Below are 21,904 nucleotides of genomic sequence, written 5' to 3'. Positions count from 1 at the left end.
TTACTGAATGGAAAAGAGACACGCACCTTCTTTAAAACACAGAACAAACAAGTGCCTTAATTGCGAGATGCCTCTCGACAAGAGCGATGCTTTTTGTCCTAACTGCGGACAAAAAAATAGTTCCAAGAAGCTTTCTATATTTCATCTGATTGAAGAGTTCCTATCTAGCATTTTCTCTTACGATTCTAAGCTCCATAAAACCCTCGCCACATTAATTTTAAAACCAGGAAAAATAACAAGGGATTACGTAAATGGAAAGCGAGCAACCTACACCAATCCTTTTCGGTTTTTTCTTAGCATCACTATTTTATACTTTTTAATGATAAGTTACAGTAGCGATTTTGACCAAGCAAACAATACAATAAATGAATCTATTATAAAAGACAGCCTATTCATTGAAAATACTGTCAATTCTCTTAAGAAAACAATGATTTCTGAAAATGAGAAAAATACAATTGACTCACTTTTAAAAAAATACAGTCCAAAACGAGAGATTAACACTACGGACCCTCCATCTGTTTTTTTTGAAAAATTAAACGAAAAGCTTTTCATAAAAAGGATGTATGAAAAAACGGAATATTTTTATGAAGACATCCAAAGGGATAAGTATTTTAACTACGATAATGCTATTACCCAACTAAAGATTTCTCCTTCAATAGAAAACAGAGTAACTTTTAATATTGCAAAAAGTGCTCACAAAACATATCATAATCCTGGAAGTTTTTTTGCTAATTTAATATCAAAACTTCCTTTCATTATTTTCTTCTTTTTGCCATTTTACTCGATCTTTATATGGATTATTTACTCATTCGAAAAGTACCAATACATAGACCATTTAATCTTTAGTTTTCATACACAAACACTATTTACACTTTTACTAATAGTATGCCTAATCACAAAATGGGCATTTAATCAAGATTTACACATTATAGCTTTCCTCGCCTTTCTCATCTACCTTTACAAGTCCATGAGGGGTTTCTATAAAGAGTCTAGAATTAAAACAATTGTTAAATTCATTTATATTAATACAATTTTCCTTATTTTAGCTACAATATCAATAGTAACAATAGTTCTAGTAGGCATTTACACATACTAATTTACATGATTACACAAATAACTAAAGGCATAAAAATTTCTGTCAAGACTAGTTTTGAAGGTGCATTCTTCAAGAACTACAAGATGCATTATGCTTTTGGGTATAAGATTACTATTGAAAACCAAAGCAAGGATTCTGTACAACTTACCTCTCGCCACTGGCAAATATTCGACGCGCTTAATGACGTTGAAATCGTTGACGGAGAGGGTGTAATAGGGAAAAAACCAGTTTTAAAACCTGGAGATTCACACACTTACACTTCAGGCTGCTTACTAACCTCTCCAATTGGAGCTATGAGAGGTCATTACAACATGGTAAATTTCACTTCTACAAGAAAATTTAGAGTTATTATTCCTACATTTAAATTATGCGCTCCTTTTGCTCTTAATTAGGGATATATTCTTTAACATTATTTTACTTTTTAAACCCTTCTGCATTTAGTACCTTTGATTAAATTATTTAATTCAATAAATACAGAAAGTATGGGTAAAGGCTTTTTTAATGTCCCTCCGGCAATCAACGAACCTGTTAAAACTTACGCTCCAGGATCTCCTGAGAGAGAATCAGTACTAAAACAGTACGATGAAATGTTTAACAGCACAGTAGACATCCCACTTTACATTGGAAGTGAAGAAATTAAAACAGGAAACACCAAACCTCTGTCTCCTCCACACGACCATCAGCATATAGTTGGTAAATACCATCTTGCAGAAAAGTCTCATATTGATAAAGCTATAGCTAACAATCTTGAGGCTAGAAAAAAATGGGCTGCTTTAAATTGGGAACAACGAGCTGCAATTTTCTTAAAGGCTGCAGATTTAATCGCTGGCCCTTACAGAGCTAAAATAAATGCTGCTACAATGATAGCGCAATCGAAAAATATTCATCAAGCGGAGATAGATTCAGCTTGCGAGTTGATCGATTTCTTGAAATTCAACGTAGAATATATGGCAAAAATCTACAGCGATCAGCCAAAATCTGATGATGGAATTTGGAATCGTGTAGAATACAGACCGCTTGAAGGTTTTGTATACGCTATTACTCCTTTTAACTTTACTGCTATTGCTGGAAATCTTCCTGCTAGTGCAGCTATGATGGGGAACGTTGTTTTATGGAAGCCTAGCGACAGTCAAGTATATTCTGCAAAAGTAATTGTAGATATATTTAAAGAAGCTGGATTACCAGACGGTGTGATTAATGTTGTATATGGAGACCCAGAAATGATTACCAATACTGTTATTGAAAGTCCAGATTTTGCTGGAATTCACTTTACAGGTTCTACAAATGTCTTTAAAGGAATTTGGAAGAAAATTGGAAATCATATCGACATCTATAAAACATACCCGAGAATTGTTGGAGAAACAGGAGGTAAAGATTTTATCATTGCTCACCCTTCTTCTAATCCAAAACAAGTAGCTACTGCTATTTCTAGAGGTGCTTTTGAGTTCCAAGGACAGAAATGTAGCGCTGCTTCTCGTGTTTATTTACCTAAATCTATTGCTGATGAAGTTCTAGATTACGTAAAAACTGACGTTGAGTCTTTCAAAATAGGAGCTCCTAATAATATGGAGAACTTTATTACTGCCGTAATTCATGAAGGTTCTTTTGACAAGCTTGCTAGTTATATCGATCAAGCTAAAGAAGATAAAGACGCTAGAATTCATGCTGGTGGTACATACGATAAATCTAAAGGATACTTTGTTACTCCAACGGTTATCGTTACTACAGACCCAAAATATAAAACAATGACTACCGAGCTTTTCGGACCAGTTGTTACTATATATATTTATGAAGATGATAAATGGAGTGAAACACTAGAATTAGTAGATGGAACTTCTGAATATGGTTTAACTGGTGCTGTTTTCTCAGCATGTAGATATACTATTGAAGAAGCAACAACTGCATTACAAAATTCTGCTGGAAACTTCTATATCAATGACAAGCCAACAGGAGCTGTTGTAGGACAACAACCATTTGGAGGAGCTAGAGCTTCAGGAACAAATGATAAAGCTGGTTCATCACAGAATTTATTACGCTGGGTATCACCTAGATTAATAAAAGAAACTTTTGTTAGTCCAGTAGATTATAGATATCCTTTCTTAGGAGAATAAATTGGCATTACATATAATTTTAAAAGCCCTTGAAAGTAAACTCAAGGGCTTTTTTAATTTACACAAACAACTGATTATCAGAAATAAAATATTTCTAATGTTAACTTAATGTTACCAAATTGTGTCTTAATTGTAAATTATGTGTATCTTTGTGTTTAAACAAAAAAGCTGAAGATGATGAAAGATGAACAAAAAAGATGTATTCTGAGTATCAAATACTCAATACTAGATACTACAAAAGGTAATAAGAGAGAAACTACAGAAGTAGAACGTGTGTTTATTGCAAAGAATAAAAATACGCTCTTAAGAAAGATCGAAGCTTTCGAGGATAAGCTTAGAAAAAAAGCACGCCCTAGCTTCCTAAAAAGAAAGACACAGTATGTGAAGCACTTTTTAGAAAGTTGGCGCTATACGTATAACTCAATGTTAAGAATGTAATTTTTATTTACCGGTATATTTTAAAGGAAGGTGAACCACTTTTTTGGTTTCGAAGAAATCTTCCTCAAAATAGTCAGGCAAGTTGAAGATCTTAGCCGTTTTATAAATGGCTAGCTCTTCACTTAAATCCCCACCCTTTAAATATAAAATTCCATTTTTAAGAGTGTGTTGAGAATTCTTTTTCACTTTTCCTTTTACCCATTTTACAAAATCTGGCATATTTGTAACAGCTCTACTCACTATAAAATCAAATTCAGATTTCACCTTTTCAGCACGAATTTGCTCTGCAGTTACATTTTCAAGTTTCAAGGCCTGTGCTACTTCATTTACAACAGTAATTTTTTTACCAATTGCATCAATTAAATAGAATTGAGTTTCTGGAAATAAAATAGCAAGTGGAATTCCAGGAAAACCACCACCAGTACCTACATCTAAAATAGAAGATCCAGGAAGAAAAGGTTGCACTTTGGCAATACCTAGAGAATGCAGTACATGTCTTACATATAACTCATCTATATCTTTCCTGCTGATAACATTAATCTTACTATTCCAGTCTTTATACAAAGCTTCAAGTTTTAAAAACTTAGCAACTTGATCTTCAGTTAAAGAAGGAAAATACTTATCTATAATCGCTACTGACATTATTTTCTGAAATTTTAACAAAAATAGGGAATAATACGCGCACTTTTCAACTTTTTAAGACGTTAAACACTTAATTAATGTCTATTTTTGTTTACTACATTTCTTTACACAAAACCTGTCAAAGAAAAAATGAATAAATGCTTATGAACGCGAGTAAGAATATTAGGTTTTCTAGAAAAGACCCAGCAAAGTTTTTTAAAACTTTAAACACAAGAGTTAACAATTATTTCCACGAAAACAATATTAAAAAAACTGGAAACTGGAAACTTTATCTCAAAACGGCGATAATGTTTGCTATTTTCTTAGTTCCATATTTTTTAATCCTAACCATAGACATGAACCAATGGTTACAATTATTGCTTACAATTGTAATTGGAATTGGAATGGCAGGAGTTGGAATGAATGTTATGCATGACGGAAATCATGGATCATATTCATCTAAAAAATGGATCAATAAAGTAATGGGAGCCAGCATCTACATCCTTGCTGGAAATGTATATAACTGGAAGGTACAACACAATGTACTTCACCATACCTACACAAATATCCCTGGTCATGATGAAGACTTAGATGCAGGAAGAATCATAAGATTCAGCGAGCATTCTAAATGGAGTAAAATGCATAGATTTCAACATTACTATTCTGTATTCCTATATGGACTTCTAACGCTTAACTGGGCTATAACTACCGACTTTAAACAAATGAGAAGGTACATGAAGAAAAAATTATCATACGGTAAATTTCCGAACCCTGCCAAAGAATGGAGTGTATTAATCATTACAAAAATTATCTACATAACTGTTTGGATTGCTATCCCAATGTTTTTTATCGATTTAGCATGGTGGAAAGTATTAATCGGATTCTTCGTTATGCATTACACTGCTGGATTAATATTAAGCATGGTATTCCAATTAGCACATATCGTAGAAAATGCAGACACAGTATTACCAGATGAAGCGGGAACTGTAAAGAATACTTGGGCAATACACCAGTTATTTACAACTACTAATTTTGCTACAAAAAACAAGATTGTAAATTGGTTTACTGGAGGTTTAAACCACCAAGTAGAGCATCATATTTTTCCTAACATTAGCCACATACATTACACAAATATTGCTAAAATTGTTAAAGAAACTGCGGGAGAGTTTAATTTACCATACTACGAGTATGAAACTACAAGAAAAGCTATAATTTCGCATTTCAAACATTTAAAAGCATTAGGTGAAAAACCTACGTATGTTTACAACTAAACACAATTTCATTTTATGACACAATTATTATCTGAAAGAGTTTTAAACATGGCAACTTCTGCAACACTTGCCATGGCTGCAAAAGCAAGAGAACTAAAAGCCGAGGGTAAAGATATAATAGGCTTAAGCCTTGGAGAACCTGACTTTAACACTCCAGAATTTATTAAAGATGCTGCCAAGCAAGCAATTGACGACAATTACAATAGCTACTCTCCTGTAGATGGTTATGCTGACTTAAAGGCTGCTATTATCAATAAATTTAAAAGAGATAACAACTTAACATATACACCTAACCAGATTGTAGTATCTACAGGAGCTAAACAATCGTTAGCTAATGTTGCTCTTACAGTTATAAACCCAGGAGATGAAGTTATTCTTCCTGCTCCATACTGGGTAAGCTATTCAGATATTGTAAAAATTGCTGAAGGAGTTCCTGTTGAAGTACAAACTTCAATTGAAAACGACTTTAAAATGACAGCAGAACAACTAGAAGCTGCTATCACTCCTAAAACGAAAATGATTTGGTACAGCTCACCTTGTAATCCAAGTGGATCTGTTTACAGTAAAGAAGAATTAGAATCTTTAGCTGTAGTTTTAAGAAAACACCCAAATATTATTATTGTTTCTGATGAAATCTATGAACACATTAACTTCGGTGATGGTCATACAAGTATAGCTTCTATAGACGGAATGTACGACAGAACTGTTACTGTAAATGGTGTGTCTAAAGCATTTGCTATGACAGGTTGGAGAATTGGATATATCGGAGCTCCTGAGAAGATAGCAAGAGCATGCAACAAAATGCAAGGTCAGATTACAAGTGGTGCAAACTGTATTGCTCAGAGAGCTACTATTACTGCATTAGAAGCTCCTGTTAGCGAGATAAAATACATGATTGATAAGTTCCACGAAAGAAGAGACCTTGTATTAGGTTTATTGGGAGAGATAAAAGGCTTCCAACTTAATGTTCCTGAAGGTGCTTTTTATGTATTTCCAAACATCTCTGATTTCTTCGGAAAAACAATAAGAGGTAAAAAGATTGAAAATGCATCAGACTTTTCTTTACTACTTCTAGAAGAAGCTAATGTAGCTACAGTTACTGGTGAAGCTTTTGGAAATCCAAACTGTATTAGAATATCTTATGCTGCTTCTGAAGAAAGCTTAATAGAAGCTATAAAGAGAATAAAAGAGGTGCTTTCTTAAGGAAAACACTTTTACATATTATTATAAAAACAAAAAAGCGAAGTCTCCACTTCGCTTTTTTTAAACTTAATTCCCTCAAATTCTCATCATTGCTTATTGAGAAATGTAGGGTGTAAATATATAAACTTACCTAATTAATTATAAGGGGGAAAACCCCCTTTATACATTGTAGGCGTATTGATTCTTCTAAATATAATTTAAGTACGCTTCCAGAAAAAAGGAGAAAACAGTATTAATACTGTAAACAATTCTAACCTCCCTAAAAGCATCAGAAAAGAACACCACCATTTACCAAGCATCGGTAGTGAATCAAAATTTGTAAGCGGATGTAACGAACCTAAACCTGGCCCTATATTCCCTAATGAAGATGCAGAACCTCCAATTGCAGATTCAAAATCCAATCCTAAAGCTCCTAAAACCACCGCTCCCGTTATAAAAAGTAGCATGTAAATAATAAAGAACCCTAAAATATTATAAATGATATTCTCTGGCACCGTTTTTCCGTTATATCTCACAGGAATAATTGCATTTGGGTGTAAAGTTCTTTTAAACTCCAACAAACCATTTTTTATCATAAGTAAATGCCTCACTACTTTCACCCCCCCTGCAGTAGAGCCAGCTGATCCTCCTACAAACATCAATCCGAAGAAAACAATAGTTAGAAAAGGAGTCCAACTTGTAAAATCTGCAGTTACAAACCCTGTAGTCGTAATTACAGAAATCACTTGAAATAAAGCATGTCTAAATGAGCTTTCTGCCATTCCGAAAACCATAGGGTGGTACTCACTAACCGGCACATTCGCCTTAAAATAAATAACCAAAGTAGCTATAACAGTTACACAACCAACTAATAATGCGTAAAACCGAAACTCATAATCTTCAATTATTTTACGGACTTTCCCCTTAAACATAAAATAACTTAAAACAAAGTTTGCTCCAGCTACAAACATAAAGAAGATAACAATATACTCTATTAACGGATTATCATTCCAATAAGCTAAACTAGCATTCTTTGTAGAGAAACCTCCCGTAGAAAGCGTTGCCATTGCATGGTTTATCGCATCAAAGAAATTCATTCCTGCAAGCTTTAGAAGCAACGTTTCCGCCAATGTGTACCCAACATAAATAAACCACAAACGTTTAGCTGTGTCTGTAATCCTTGGGTGTAACTTATCTGCACTTGGTCCAGGAGCTTCCGCTGCAAAAAGCTGCATCCCTCCTATTCCTAATAAAGGCAAAATCGCAATAGCCAAAACTATAATTCCCATTCCCCCTATCCAATGCGTAGTACTTCGCCAAAACAAAATCCCTTCAGGAAGCACTTCAATATCATTTAAAATAGACGCCCCTGTGGTAGTATAACCACTCATTGTTTCGAAAAAAGCATTGGTAACAGATGGGATCGATCCTGTAAAAAGATAAGGCAACATTCCAGAAAGCGTCATAAAAACCCATCCGAAGGAAACAATCATATATCCTTCTCTTTTCTTAATTTCCTTTTTATGTTCTTTAGTAACATACATTAAAAGGACTCCTAAAAAAACGGTTGTAATTCCAGCAAAACTAATTTCCAACGTAGCTCCATCTTTATACAACCCACTAACAATAGCAGATAGGATCATAAAGCCACCATTACAGAGCAATAAAAGCCCCATAAAATGAAAAATTATTTTAGTATTTAGTCTTTTCATAAAGATTAGAGAAATAGTTTTTCTACTTTGGAAATTGATCTTGGCAAGCAGCAAACCACGACTCTATCTCCTGCTTTTATTTGGAAGTCTCCAAGAGCAATAATACCTTCTCCGTCTCTTACCACTCCTCCTATAATTGCAGATCTAGGAAAACTTATATCTTTTATTATTTTTCCTGTAACAGCAGAAGTTGGTTTTACTATAAACTCAAGCATTTCTGCATTTAAGTTATTCAGCTTGGTAAGTGCTACCACTTCACCTTTTCTTATATGTCTAAATATATTATTTGCAGCTAAAAGCTTTTTATTAATCAGTGTATCTATTCCTATAGACTGAGAAAGTTGGAAGTAATCCATATTCTCCACCAAAGCTATGGTTTTCTTAATGTTTTTAGATTTAGCCATCAAGCAAGACATAATATTCGTCTCCGAATTTCCTGTAACCGCTATAAAAGCATCCATCTCACTAATATCTTCTTCCTCCAGAAGGTCTACATTTCTTCCGTCTCCATTGATTATCAAAGCATTTGGAAGGTCATCAGCTATATCAAAAGCTTTACTTTTATCTTTTTCAATAAGTTTAACTCTAAACTTACTACTACATAAATCTCTAGCAGTTTTAAAACCTATTTTACTTCCACCGAGAATCATAACATTTTTAATCTCCTCACGTGTTTTTCCAGTAAGCTTATAAAGTTCGTCTACTCCTTCTTTTAAGGTAACAAAATATGCCTGATCTCCTTCTTTAAAAAAGGTGTCTCCACGTGGAATAAGAGTATATTGCGTACCAAAACGTTGGATTGCAATCGGCACAAAATGTAATTCAGGAAAAATATTTGCAGCCTCTTGTACAGATTTCCCAACAAAAGGAGCCGTACGCTGAAGAGATGTTCCCACCATTATTAGAGCGCCATCTTCAAACTCATAACTATCGTTAAATGCAGATTGATCCAATAACAATTGAATCTCTTCCGAAGCTAACTTTTCAGGAGAAATTAATTCATCTATTCCAAGAGTATCAAACTTAATCTCGTCTTTATAATGAATAAACTCAGTATTAGAAATCCTAGCAATGGTACGTTTACAACCAAGTTGCTTCGCCAATAAACACAATGTTATATTTGTTGTTTCTGAAGAAGTAACACCTATCATTAGGTCCGAAGAATCTATTCTTGCTTCTTTCAATACAGAAACCGAAGTAGCATCACCTCTTAAAACTTTAATATCCAAATGAGTATCTGCATAATTCAGACTCTCTTTGTCATTATCTATAAGGGTTATGTCTTGAGATTCGTAAGAAAGTAGTTTTGCTAAATGAAACCCTACTTCGCCAGCACCTGCAATAATTATTTTCATTGAATTACGTAGACTATTTTAGGATACAAATATATATTAAATAAAATTAGATTTAAAGGTTAAGACCACTATATAAATACCTCTTTATTAATGTATTTGAATCCTTATAATTGTTAAAATATCTTTTATTAGAAGAAAAGTTGCTCCCCTTTCCACATCCAATTATACTGAATTTAATATAAATAGGGTCATAGGATACTATTAGTATCTTAGGATTTAACTCGACTAGATAAAATCTAAGTATTATATTTACCAAAATTTTGTTGATGGAGAAGAAAGTAACACCATATAAGGATTCCGAATTAGGAAAAAAACAACAGGTAACTCAAATGTTTGATACCATTTCTGGTAAATATGACGGTTTAAATAGGGTTATATCCTTTGGTATTGATATAAAATGGAGAGAAAAAGTAGTTGCTTTGGTAAAAAATACCAAGCCAGCTACAATTCTAGATATCGCAACTGGAACAGGAGATTTAGCTATTAATATGGCCCTTAAAATAGATGCTGAAAAAATTACAGGTCTAGACATCTCCCAAGGAATGCTTGAAGTTGGAAAACTTAAGGTAAGTGAAAAAAAATTATCTGATAAAATAGATATGGTTATTGGTGATAGTGAAGCTTTACCTTTTGAAGACAATTCTTTTGACGCTATTACCGTTGCTTTTGGAGTAAGGAATTTTGAAGATCTTGAAAAAGGATTGGCAGAAATTTACCGTGTACTTAAAAAGGGAGGAATTTTTGTAGTTTTAGAAACGTCAAATCCTACAAAACCACCTTATAAACAAGGGTATAACGTTTACACCAAATCGATCCTTCCTATAATCGGAAAACTGTTCTCAAAAGACCGCTCAGCGTATGCTTATTTATCAGAATCTGCATCTGTTTTTCCTTTTGGTGAAGAATTCAACAATATTTTACGTAAAATTGGGTTTACTAATGTGGAAGATAAGCCACAGACTTTCGGAGTTGCAACTATCTATGAAGCATATAAATAATATGCCTTAAACATTACAAACTTAACCTCGATGATGAAAAAATTAGTCTTTTTAATACCTGCTTTACTTTGTTTCTGCCAGATGGTTTTCCCTCAATTTAATGAAAATCCAATCTTAAATTTAGAAAACGAAGATAAAAAGCGTCTCAATTGGGGATACTTTTTAGGTTTTAATCAATATAATTTTAAGTTTGATTATATAGATAATGCTTCTACAACTGACCAAACAGATGTTCAAGTAGGAAAAAGTCTTGGTTTCAATGTTGGGCTAATTGGAGAGGTTAGACTGAATGATTACTTTGATGTTCGTTTGGAGCCAGGTCTGTACTACACACAAAGAGATTTGCTTTTCCCTGGGTTTAGTGATCCAAATGATGCTATTAGAGAAGTAAAATCTACCTATATACACGTGCCTCTTTTAATAAAAGCTAGCACGAAAAGACTAGGTAATTTTAAACCCTATATAGTTGGAGGAGTATCTACTTCTTTTAACCTAAGTAGTAGTGAAGATAGTGCTAAAGATAATAGTGCAGGCACTTTTAGAATGAAAAAAAATACTCACTATTATGAGTTAGGCTTCGGAATAGATTTCTACTTGCATTATTTTAAGTTCTCCCCTTCCATACGTGGAGTTTTTGCTTTAACAGATGAATTGGTTCAAGACAATAATCCTAATAGCCAATGGACTTCTAACATTAACAATATGTATTCAAGAGGGGTGTTTATTAATTTTACTTTTGAATAATTCGTTAGGTGAAATAAGCATTTTGTTTATAACAAAATAAATAACCAAAATACATCATTATTTTCAACTACCTCCTTTTAAACTCACTTAAAAGAATAGCTGTTGCAGTAGCTACATTTAGGCTTTCTGTTGCTTGAATGTCTCCAAAACGCGGAATACTTATTTCGTTTTTAATTAAAGAAAGAATAGAGTCAGAAATTCCATTAGCCTCATTTCCCATTACCAAAATAGCATCTTTAGGAACTTCCGTTTTATAAATATTTGCCCCCTCCATGGTTGCACAAAATATAGGACAGTTTGCATTTTTCAAATAACTTTCTAAATCTGTATACACAACATTTACTCTCGTTAAAGATCCCATTGTTGCTTGAATAACTTTTGGATTATAATTATCTACTGTATGTTCGCTACACACAAGTGTTTTTATTCCAAACCAATCGCACATCCTTATAATAGTTCCCAAATTTCCAGGGTCACGAACATCATCTAAAGCAAGTATCAATCCCTTTTCTTCAATTTCTGAAGGAGGTTTCATATAAAAAACAGCGAGAACAGGACTTGGTGTTTTCAATCCACTAATCTTTTTAAGAATCAGTTCTGAAACTAAATTTACTTTTTCAGGATTTATATCCACCAGATCCTCTTTAAGAGCATAAATTTTATGAAGCTTAAAGTCAGATTTCAAAAGTTCATTAATTACTTTTACACCTTCAGCAATAAAAAGTCCCTCTTTATTTCTGTACTTTTTTTGATGTAAGCCCGTTATAAGTTTTATTTCGCTTTTGCTAACCATTCAAATAATGTATTTTTGACGTTAAATTAATTAATTACCCGATTGAAACAATTTTTTGTAAAAATAACAGTATTATTTATTGTAATACTATTTATATCCTCTTGTAATGCCATAAAAAGGGTTAAAGATGGTCAATATCTCCTTACAAAGAATAATGTTTTAGTTAATGACGAGAAAATTAAGAACGATGAAGTTCAAGGACTTCTCTCGCAAAGACCTAATAATCTAGGTAGATTAGCACTTTATAATCTGGCTAAAGAAAACCCAGACTCTTTTTACGTAACTAGACTTGATAGCACATTAAAGGATATCAATATCTTTGAACGTCTAATTTCAAAAAAACAACTAGTACAAATTGCCGATTATAAGATTAATTTTAATCATTGGCTAAAGAAAACTGGTGAGGCTCCCGTAATTATCGATCCTGCAAAAACTATAAAATCCGCAGAACGATTAACCCAATATTATGAGACAAAAGGATACTTTAATAATACAATACAAGTAGAAGTAGATACTGCAGAACAGAAAGAAAAAAGGGCTGTTGTGAACTACAAACTTACTACCGGTCCTACCTATTATTTAGATAGTATTACTACACAGATTACATCTAAAGATTTAGATTCTATCTATGATAAATACAAGCGATTTTCTAGAATTCGAGAAGGACAAAAATTTGATCTTGATAATTTTCAGAATGAAAAAGAGCGTTTAAACACCTTATTTGCCAATTCTGGAATTTATAAATTTCAACCCAACGCCATTACTTTCGACATTCATAGAGATACCACAACTGGAAAAGATTATAAAATGCCAGTTAGTGTATCGATTAATACGGTTGCAGATCAACAAGGTGACTCTGCAAAAAATGTAGAATACAAAGTGCATCATATAAATAAGGTAAATATTTTTGCTGATTATTCTTTTAATAATATGGATTCCCTTCAATCCATCGAAAATGACGGCTATACAATATATTATAAGGACAAATTAAAATATAGACCGAATGCATTAACAGATGTTATTGCCATTATCCCTGGAAATGTATACAAAGATTCTGAACGTGCTTTAACCTCTAAACAGATTAATAACCTTAAGGTTTTTAAGTATCCTAACATTAATTATAGTTATGTAGACAGCACGGATAATCAACTAAATACTAATATTTATTTAGCTCCAAGATCAAGGTTTTCACTAGGTTTTAGCACCGATGTTCTTCATTCTAACATTCAGGATATTGGAATTTCCTTTAGCTCATCAATCATTAGCAGAAATATATTTAGAGGGGCAGAAACTCTAGATTTAGCATTTAGAGGTACAGTAGGGTCTTCTTCAGATTTTAAAAATAGCAGTAGTAGTTTTTTCAATTTAGCAGAATTTGGAGCCGATATAGGTTTAAATTTTCCTCGTATATTTTTTCCAATAAATACAGACCGATTTATTCCGAAATCTATGTCACCAGAAACTAGATTTTCTATTGGTACTACTATTCAGAAGAATATTGGATTAGACAAACAAACTTTTAATGGTATTTTACGTTATAAATGGAGCCCTACCAGTCAACGGAAAAATATATTCGAACTTTTAAATATTCAGTATGTAAAAAATTTAAATATCGACAGGTATTATGATGTATACGATAATAGCTATGGAGATTTAAATAGTGTTGCTAGTGATTATATACAAGTTGCAGATACGAGTTATTATGATCCGAATGGTAATTTAATTATTCCTGATGGAACCTCTGGTTTTACAAACGATGTACTTGATGGAACTATTCCAGCTTCAAGTGATGATGTTAGTGAAGTGTCACGCTTAGAAGACCGAAGAGATAGACTTACCGCCAACAACTTAATATATGCGAGTAATTATACTTATTTTAAAAATAATCGTAGAAATGCTAATGACAATAATTTTTTCCAATTTAGAGGAAAGATAGAATTGGCAGGAAACTTACTTTCTGCAATTGCTCCTTTAGTAGATTTCGATCAAAATGAAAATGGAGACAATCTTATTTTTGGAGTTCAATATTCTCAATATGTAAAAACAGAATTAGACTATATTAAATACTGGAGGCTATCCAGAAGTAATGTTCTTGCTTTCCGAAGCTTTCTTGGTGTTGCTATTCCTTACGGAAATGCAGATAACATTCCTTTTATACGAAGCTATTTTGCAGGAGGATCAAATGACAATAGAGCTTGGCAGCCCTATTCTCTTGGTCCTGGGAGAACAGACAATGTAAATGATTTTAATGAAGCCAATCTAAAAATAGCTTTCAATTTAGAATATCGATTTAATTTAATTGGTGATTTTAAAGGTGCTCTTTTTGCTGATGCAGGAAATATTTGGAACTTTTTAGATGATGTAGAAGAAGAAGCAGCAGTTTTTGAGGACTTAGGATCCTTAAAAGAAATTGCATTAGGTACAGGCTTTGGTCTGAGATATGATTTTAATTTCTTTATTTTACGCTTCGATATTGGTTTTAAGACCTTCGATCCATCTTATGAAAAGAGCAAAAGATGGTTTACAGATTACAACTTTGGTAATGCTGTATATAATATTGGTATTAATTATCCTTTTTAAGAGAGGTAAATTTATTATTTTTGCGTACGCATTATAAAAACAACTGAATATAAATTAGAAACTTAAATTTTATGAGCCATAATATCAAACCAGGTGTAGCTACAGGAGATGAAGTACAAAAAATCTTTAACTACGCCAAAGAAAAGGGATTTGCACTCCCAGCAGTAAACGTAATAGGAAGTAGTACAATCAATGCAGTATTAGAAACAGCTGCAGATTTAAATGCACCTGTTATTATTCAATTCTCTAATGGAGGAGCACAATTTAATGCAGGTAAAGGACTTTCTAACGACGGACAACAATCTGCTGTTGCAGGAGCTGTTGCCGGAGCTAAGCATGTTCACGAATTGGCAGTTAAATATGGTGTACCTGTAATTTTACACACAGACCACTGTGCAAAAAAATTATTACCATGGGTTGATGGAATGTTAGATGCTAGTGAAAAGCATTTTGCTGAAACAGGAAAACCATTATTCAGTTCACATATGATTGACCTTTCTGAGGAAGATATCAAAGACAACATCGAAACATGTTGTGGATACTTACAAAGAATGGAAAAAATGGGAATGACTCTAGAAATCGAATTAGGGATTACTGGAGGTGAAGAAGATGGTGTTGATAATACAGATGTAGACGATTCTAAATTATATACACAACCAGAAGAAGTAGCATTTGCTTATGAAGAGCTTTCAAAAGTATCTTCTAGGTTTACAATTGCAGCTGCTTTTGGAAACGTACACGGGGTTTACAAACCTGGAAACGTAAAACTTACTCCAAAAATCTTAAAGAATTCTCAAGAATATATTTCTAAAGAGTACAATGTACCTGCGAATACAATCGACTTTGTATTTCACGGAGGTTCTGGTTCTACTGTAGAAGAAATTAGAGAAGCAATTGGTTACGGAGTTATAAAAATGAACATTGACACAGACCTTCAATACGCTTACTTAGAAGGAATTAGAGATTACATGAGTGAAAAAGCTGATTACTTAGCTGCTCAAATTGGTAACCCTGATGGTGACGATGCTCCAAATAAAAAGCATTATGACCCAAGAGTTTGGATTCGTGAAGGTGAAAAAACTTTCATCACTAGACTTAAGAAAGCTTTTGAAGATTTAAACAACGTAAATACGTTATAATAAACCGCTTTAACATTCATAAAATGTTTTATGAATATTATTAAATTATACTAAGAATATGGCTTGGTTCAAAAGAAAAGAAAAAGGTATACAAACCACTACCCAAGAGAAAAAAGATACCCCCAAAGGACTGTGGTATAAATCACCTACAGGGAAAATTGTAGAAGCAGACGAGCTTGCTAAGAACTTCTATGTAAGCCCTGAAGATGATTATCACGTTCGTATTGGTAGTAAAGAGTATTTTTCGATTTTATTTGATGACAATAAATTCAAAGAATTAGATCCTAACCTAGAATCTAAAGACCCTTTGAGTTTTGTTGACACTAAAAAATATTCAGACCGCTTAAAGCAAGCTCAAGAAAAAACTGATTTAAAAGATGCTGTTAGAACAGCAACTGGAAAATCTAAAGGAAAAGAACTTGTTGTAGCCTGTATGGATTTCTCTTTCATTGGAGGTTCTATGGGAAGTGTTGTTGGAGAGAAAATAGCAAGAGCGATTGACTATTCAATAAAAAAGAAATTACCTTTTGTAATGATTTCTAAGTCTGGTGGAGCAAGAATGATGGAAGCTGCATTATCTTTAATGCAATTAGCTAAAACATCTGCTAAATTAGCGCAGTTATCAGAAATTGGAATTCCTTACATCTCACTTTGTACAGATCCAACTACTGGAGGAACAACTGCTTCTTACGCAATGTTAGGAGACATAAACATTGCAGAACCAGGTGCATTAATTGGTTTTGCTGGTCCTAGAGTTGTAAAAGAGGCTACTGGAAAAGATTTACCAGATAACTTCCAAACATCAGAGTTTTTATTAGAGCATGGTTTCCTTGACTTTATAACACACCGTAAAGAGTTAAAAAATAAGATTAATTTATATATTGATCTTATTCAAAATCAAACGGTAAGAGCTTAATTATTAGTTTTCAATATTATAAAAAATCCGTAACGATATATATTGTTACGGATTTTCTTTTTTTACGTAAATAACCTTAGACAAAAATAGCTGATAATTAAATTATTACTATCTTTGCGCCCAATGATAGAAAATCTATCAAATACATAAGAATCATTTAAATAATATTGGCATGTATTTAGCTAAAGAAGTAAAAGCAGACATATTTAAACAATATGGTGGTGATGCTAAAAACACCGGATCTGCAGAAGGACAAATTGCTTTGTTCACTCACAGAATTAATCATTTAACTGGACACTTAAAAAACAATCGTAAAGATTTTAATACAGAGCGTTCATTAGTTATGTTAGTAGGTAAAAGAAGAAGCCTACTTGATTATTTGAAGAAAAAACATATCGAAAGATATCGTGCTATCGTCAAAGAATTAGGATTAAGAAAGTAAGATATAAGGGAGCAATTTGCTCCCTTTTTTATTTTAAATATATTTAATAAGCTAATAATTATTCTCTAAATCATCTGTTACAGAATTTATTACAGAAATTCGAAGTATAATTATTACCTTTAACCATTATAAATAATTATAGATCGTTTAATCACTTTCTAAACATATAAAAAAGCTTAAGATTAATAGTTTTTCATTGGGACACAACAACTACAACAACACAACTACCTCCGTTTATAAAACGGAACCCATTGTTTAACAGCCTGTATTAAACAGGAAAATTAAAAAACTATATGATTCCAAAAGTATTTAAAGAGGTCATAGACCTTGGTGACGGTAGAGAAATTACTCTAGAAACTGGAAAACTAGCAAAACAAGCACACGGAAGTGTTGTAGTTCAATCTGGAAAATGTATGTTACTATGTACAGTTGTTTCCAATTACAAACAATCTGACGTAGACTTTTTACCTTTAACAGTAGACTATAGAGAAAAATTTGCTGCTGCTGGTCGCTATCCTGGTGGTTTCTTCAAAAGAGAAGCAAGACCTAGTGATGGTGAGGTATTAACTATGCGTTTAGTAGATCGTGTATTACGCCCATTATTCCCAAAAGATTATCACGCTGAAACTCAAGTGATGATTCAATTAATGTCTCATGATGAAGACGTTATGCCAGATGCAATGGCTGGATTAGCTGCTTCTGCTGCTATTCAATTATCTGATTTCCCATTTGAATGCCCGATATCAGAAGCTAGAGTTGGTCGTGTAAATGGAGAATTTATCATCAACCCAACAAGAGCACAGTTATTAGAATCTGATATTGATATGATGATCGGTGCTTCTGCAGACTCTGTTATGATGGTTGAAGGTGAAATGGATGAGATTTCAGAAGAAGAAATGGCTGAAGCAATTAAATTTGCTCACGAAGCTATTAAAGTTCAATGTGCAGCTCAAGTAAAATTAGCTGAAGCATTTGGAAAGAAAGAAACTCGTGAATATGAGCCAGAAAGAGAAGATGAAGACTTAGCTAAAAAAATTCATGATTTAGCATATGATAAAGTATACGCTGTAGCAAAAGCAGGATCTTCTAAACACGAAAGAGGAGCTGCATTTGCGGAAATCAAAGATGAAATAACTGCTTCTTTTTCTGAAGAGGAACAAGAGGAATTCGGCGGACTGATCTCTAAGTATTATAGCAAAGCTGAAAAGGCTGCTGTTAGAGATTTAACGCTAAATGAAGGTTTACGTCTTGATGGTCGTAAAACTGACGAAATCAGACCTATTTGGTGTGAAGTAGATTATTTACCATCTACACACGGATCTGCAATTTTTACTCGTGGAGAAACACAAGCTTTAGCAACTGTTACTTTAGGAACAAGTAGAGAAGCTAACCAAATAGATATGCCATCTTTTGAAGGTGAAGAGCGTTTCTATTTACACTATAACTTCCCTCCTTTTTCAACAGGTGAAGCACGTCCAATTAGAGGAACGTCTCGTCGTGAAGTTGGACACGGTAACTTAGCGCAACGTGCATTAAAAGGAATGGTTCCTGAAGATTGCCCTTACACAGTACGTGTAGTATCAGAGATATTAGAATCTAATGGTTCTTCTTCTATGGCTACAGTTTGTTCTGGTACAATGGCTTTAATGGATGCAGGTGTACAATTAAAGAAACCTGTTTCTGGTATTGCTATGGGATTAATTTCTGATGCAGAATCTGGAAAATATGCTGTTCTTTCTGATATTCTAGGAGATGAAGATCACTTAGGAGATATGGATTTTAAAGTAACTGGTACCGCTGATGGTATTACTGCTTGCCAAATGGATATTAAAGTAAAAGGATTAAGCTATGAGATTTTAGTAAATGCACTAAAACAAGCTCGTAACGGTCGTTTACATATTTTAGACAAGCTAACTGAAACAATTGCTACTCCAAATGCAGATGTTAAAGGACATGCACCTAAAATGGTTACTAGACGTATTCCTAATGAATTTATTGGAGCTTTAATCGGACCTGGTGGAAAAGTTATCCAAGAGATGCAAAAAGAAACTGGAACTACAATCGTAATAAACGAAGACCCAGTTACAGAAGAAGGTATCGTTGAGATTTTAGGAGTTGGTAGCGAAGGAATCGATGCCGTAACTGCAAAAATAGATTCTATACTATTCAAGCCTACAAAAGGAGAGGTTTACGAAGTAAAAGTAATTAAAATGCTCGACTTTGGTGCAGTAGTAGAATATACAGCCGCTCCTGGTAATGAAGTATTATTACATATTTCTGAACTGGCTTGGGAACGTACAGACAACGTTACTGATGTTGTAAACTTAGGAGATGTATTTGAAGTTAAATATTTCGGGGTAGATCCTAAAACAAGAAAAGAAAAAGTATCTAGAAAAGCGATTTTACCAAAACCAGAAGGTTTTGCTGAAAGACCACCTCGTGAAAGAGATGGAAACCGCGATAATAGATCTAGAGATAATAGAGGTGATAGAAAGCCTAAAAGAGATTAGATATTGATATTTATTTAATTTTAAAGTGTGGTAAAAAGTCCGGTATTAATAGTATACCGGACTTTTTTTATACCACTGTTTATTCTGAATATGCATCAAAAAAAAGGAAGCTTAGCTCCCTTTTTTTAGTTTGAATCATTTATATATATCTAAGAGACTAACGTGTTCTTCCTTCAGCAAGGGCATTTTCTAAAGCCTCTTTTAATTTAGCTACTTTTTCAGGATGTTTTTCCGCAATATTATTAAGCTCCTTTGGATCTTCTTTTAAGTTATATAACTGCACCTCTTCACTATTACCTGTCTCCTGTCCTCCTTCAACATCTATTGCCCAGCTAAGTCTCTTAGCACCCTTTTTTGGCTGAATATACTTCCATTCGTTTTCTAAAAAAGCTAAAGTTCTAGCATGCTCAATCATTGTAGATCTACCTTCTGTAGAAATTCCTACAAATGCATCCCAAATATTAAAACTATCAACAGCATCCTCTTTATCAAGTGGAACACCAAAATAATCAGCAAATGACGCTAAGAAGTCAACTTGACTAACCATCGCATCAGAAACAGACCCTGCTTTAATTTTATTAGGCCATCTTATGATTGTTGGTACTCTAGTACCTCCCTCAAAAATGCTGTACTTTCCAGAACGGTAAATACCAGATGGCTTATGTCCATTAATTTCTGTAATAGCTCCATCTACATAACCGTCATCGAGTATTGGTCCATTATCACTAGAGAAAATAACGATCGTATTATCTTCGATATTTAAATACTCTAATAACCTCATAATCCTCCCCGTAGTATCATCTAATTGTAAAACAGCATCACCACGATAACCTAAACCACTTGCTCCTTTAAATCTAGTATCTGGCATTCTAGGAACATGAATATCACTTAAAGAGAAAAATAAAAAGAAAGATTCTTCTTGATTATTTATAATAAAATCTTCTGCTTCACTATAAAAATCATGAGCTAATTCTTCGTCTGTCCAACGAGATCTTGTTCCACCTTCCATAAATCCCATTCTAGAAATACCATTTACAATAGTACCATCATGACCTAAACCTGGAGTATAAGGCATTTTTAATAATTCAGGATTCTCTTTACCTGTAGGCTCATCCCCTATTTTTTTTCTATAACTAACAGCTATAGGGTCGTTATCTTCTAACCCTAAAATATCATGATTTTTTAAGTAAACAGTTGGTACTCTATCTGCAGTAGCTGGAAAGATAAAAGAGTAATCAAAGCCTACTTCATTAGGACCAGGTTTAATAGATTGATTCCAATCTATAGCGCCACCATCTCCGAGTCCTAAATGCCATTTACCAACAACAGCCGTTTTATATCCTTTATTTTTAAACACTTTTGGAAGTGTCATTTTATCTGTTGGAATTATTAGACCTGCATCACCATTAAGTACTCCTGTACCCTTTTTTCTAAAAGCATAATTACCGGTTAGCATTGCATATCTTGAAGGTGTACATGTAGCTGAAGCACAATGTCCGTTAGTAAACATTAAACCTTCATTGGCCAACTTATCAATATTAGGCGTATTCAATGCTTTAGCTCCATAGGCACTTACATCACCATAACCCAAGTCATCCGCATAAATAATAATAACGTTTGGTTTATCGTGGTTTACTTCGGAAGAGTCTGCTAATAAATCTTCCTTCTTATTATTGCTTTCATTACAAGAAAACAATAAAATACCTATTAATAATAATTGTGAGATTTTAGTCAAGTTCATTGTTAGTTAATTATAGATTTATACGTTTAAAACTTACACCCTTCATAAGTATCAAAAGCACAAAGCAGATTGACATTAATGTGAAAGTTAAATTCAGTCCTAAAATAAGTAAAAAAAGTAAAATCTACAATTAAAATAATAATACGTAAATAAAAGATGTGTAAATTCTTATTTATTGAAGAAAAACATAGAAGATTAAAGTGTTAGGCGAAGTAGTAAAGAGTTAAATATTAATTCATATAACTACAACATTCA

At 33.2% G+C, this 21,904-nt stretch carries 18 protein-coding genes; 13 read left to right on the top strand and 5 right to left on the bottom strand.

The genetic code is table 11. From position 1 onward, the window contains the following. Positions 1-7 precede the first annotated feature (7 nt). From JM658_RS13330 to JM658_RS13315, 4 genes are all read left to right on the top strand, one after another. On the top strand, positions 8-1,096 hold the full coding sequence (locus JM658_RS13330) for a DUF3667 domain-containing protein (protein ID WP_236959774.1): 1,089 nt from the start codon (positions 8-10) through the stop codon (positions 1,094-1,096). A gap of 5 nt (positions 1,097-1,101) precedes the next feature. Continuing rightward, positions 1,102-1,488, top strand: a complete 387-nt coding sequence (gene apaG / locus JM658_RS13325; RefSeq protein ID WP_236959773.1) for a Co2+/Mg2+ efflux protein ApaG — start codon at positions 1,102-1,104, stop codon at positions 1,486-1,488. Positions 1,489-1,578: 90 nt separating this feature from the next. Further along, entirely contained in the window at positions 1,579-3,207 is a 1,629-nt protein-coding gene (gene pruA, locus JM658_RS13320; RefSeq protein ID WP_236959772.1) for an L-glutamate gamma-semialdehyde dehydrogenase, read from the top strand. Between the two features lie 174 nt (positions 3,208-3,381). After that, positions 3,382-3,645 (top strand): hypothetical protein, encoded by a 264-nt coding sequence (locus tag JM658_RS13315; RefSeq protein WP_236959771.1) that lies wholly within the window; start codon positions 3,382-3,384, stop codon positions 3,643-3,645. 3 nt (positions 3,646-3,648) lie between these two features. Here JM658_RS13315 and rsmG read toward each other — a convergent pair whose 3' ends face one another. Then, positions 3,649-4,287 carry a 16S rRNA (guanine(527)-N(7))-methyltransferase RsmG gene (gene rsmG, locus JM658_RS13310; RefSeq protein WP_236959770.1) on the bottom strand — a complete coding sequence of 213 codons (639 nt, stop codon included), beginning with the start codon at positions 4,285-4,287 and terminating at the stop codon, positions 3,649-3,651. Positions 4,288-4,430: 143 nt separating this feature from the next. Between rsmG and JM658_RS13305 the strand changes: the two genes are divergently transcribed. Together JM658_RS13305 and JM658_RS13300 are read left to right on the top strand one after the other, a co-directional pair. Beyond that, the gene (locus tag JM658_RS13305) at positions 4,431-5,537 is read left to right on the top strand and encodes a fatty acid desaturase family protein (protein WP_236959769.1); all 1,107 of its coding nucleotides are present in this window, start codon (positions 4,431-4,433) and stop codon (positions 5,535-5,537) included. A 15-nt stretch (positions 5,538-5,552) separates the two neighbouring features. Beyond that, entirely contained in the window at positions 5,553-6,740 is a 1,188-nt protein-coding gene (locus JM658_RS13300) for a pyridoxal phosphate-dependent aminotransferase (protein WP_236959768.1), read from the top strand. A 197-nt stretch (positions 6,741-6,937) separates the two neighbouring features. Here JM658_RS13300 and JM658_RS13295 read toward each other — a convergent pair whose 3' ends face one another. Both JM658_RS13295 and trkA read right to left on the bottom strand, forming a co-directional pair. Then, positions 6,938-8,431, bottom strand: coding sequence for a TrkH family potassium uptake protein (locus JM658_RS13295; protein ID WP_236959767.1), 1,494 nt, complete (start codon positions 8,429-8,431; stop codon positions 6,938-6,940). Positions 8,432-8,436: 5 nt separating this feature from the next. Further along, positions 8,437-9,786, bottom strand: coding sequence for a Trk system potassium transporter TrkA (gene trkA / locus JM658_RS13290; protein WP_236959766.1), 1,350 nt, complete (start codon positions 9,784-9,786; stop codon positions 8,437-8,439). Positions 9,787-10,052: 266 nt separating this feature from the next. On the opposite strand from trkA, the gene ubiE reads away from it, so the two are divergent. Beyond that, a complete protein-coding gene (ubiE, locus tag JM658_RS13285) occupies positions 10,053-10,784 on the top strand; it encodes a bifunctional demethylmenaquinone methyltransferase/2-methoxy-6-polyprenyl-1,4-benzoquinol methylase UbiE (protein WP_236959765.1) in 732 nt (243 codons plus the stop codon). A gap of 33 nt (positions 10,785-10,817) precedes the next feature. Beyond that, complete coding sequence (porT, locus tag JM658_RS13280) at positions 10,818-11,528, top strand: type IX secretion/gliding motility protein PorT/SprT (RefSeq protein WP_236959890.1); 711 nt, start codon at positions 10,818-10,820, stop codon at positions 11,526-11,528. Between the two features lie 67 nt (positions 11,529-11,595). On the opposite strand, the gene JM658_RS13275 is transcribed toward porT, so the two are convergent. Then, positions 11,596-12,321, bottom strand: coding sequence for a TrmH family RNA methyltransferase (locus JM658_RS13275; protein WP_236959764.1), 726 nt, complete (start codon positions 12,319-12,321; stop codon positions 11,596-11,598). Between the two features lie 42 nt (positions 12,322-12,363). Here JM658_RS13275 and tamL point away from each other — a divergent pair, with 42 nt between their 5' ends. The 5 genes from tamL (at position 12,364) to JM658_RS13250 (ending at position 19,908) form a co-directional block, all read left to right on the top strand. Next, positions 12,364-14,901 (top strand): translocation and assembly module lipoprotein TamL, encoded by a 2,538-nt coding sequence (gene tamL / locus JM658_RS13270; RefSeq protein WP_236959763.1) that lies wholly within the window; start codon positions 12,364-12,366, stop codon positions 14,899-14,901. Between the two features lie 71 nt (positions 14,902-14,972). Continuing rightward, complete coding sequence (fbaA, locus tag JM658_RS13265; RefSeq protein ID WP_236959762.1) at positions 14,973-16,040, top strand: class II fructose-bisphosphate aldolase; 1,068 nt, start codon at positions 14,973-14,975, stop codon at positions 16,038-16,040. Positions 16,041-16,098: 58 nt separating this feature from the next. After that, positions 16,099-16,956 carry an acetyl-CoA carboxylase, carboxyltransferase subunit beta gene (gene accD, locus JM658_RS13260; RefSeq protein ID WP_236959761.1) on the top strand — a complete coding sequence of 286 codons (858 nt, stop codon included), beginning with the start codon at positions 16,099-16,101 and terminating at the stop codon, positions 16,954-16,956. A 172-nt stretch (positions 16,957-17,128) separates the two neighbouring features. Next, positions 17,129-17,398, top strand: coding sequence for a 30S ribosomal protein S15 (rpsO, locus tag JM658_RS13255; RefSeq protein WP_236959760.1), 270 nt, complete (start codon positions 17,129-17,131; stop codon positions 17,396-17,398). Between the two features lie 293 nt (positions 17,399-17,691). Next, on the top strand, positions 17,692-19,908 hold the full coding sequence (locus JM658_RS13250) for a polyribonucleotide nucleotidyltransferase (RefSeq protein ID WP_236959759.1): 2,217 nt from the start codon (positions 17,692-17,694) through the stop codon (positions 19,906-19,908). A 157-nt stretch (positions 19,909-20,065) separates the two neighbouring features. On the opposite strand, the gene JM658_RS13245 is transcribed toward JM658_RS13250, so the two are convergent. Then, positions 20,066-21,649, bottom strand: a complete 1,584-nt coding sequence (locus tag JM658_RS13245; protein ID WP_236959758.1) for a sulfatase family protein — start codon at positions 21,647-21,649, stop codon at positions 20,066-20,068. Between the last annotated feature and the right edge of the window lie 255 nt (positions 21,650-21,904).

This window comes from Joostella atrarenae (assembly GCF_021764745.1).
GTDB lineage: Bacteria > Bacteroidota > Bacteroidia > Flavobacteriales > Flavobacteriaceae > Galbibacter > Galbibacter atrarenae.
Note: the sequence above shows the minus strand (reverse complement) of the source record. Positions and strands in the feature narration are given on the sequence as shown.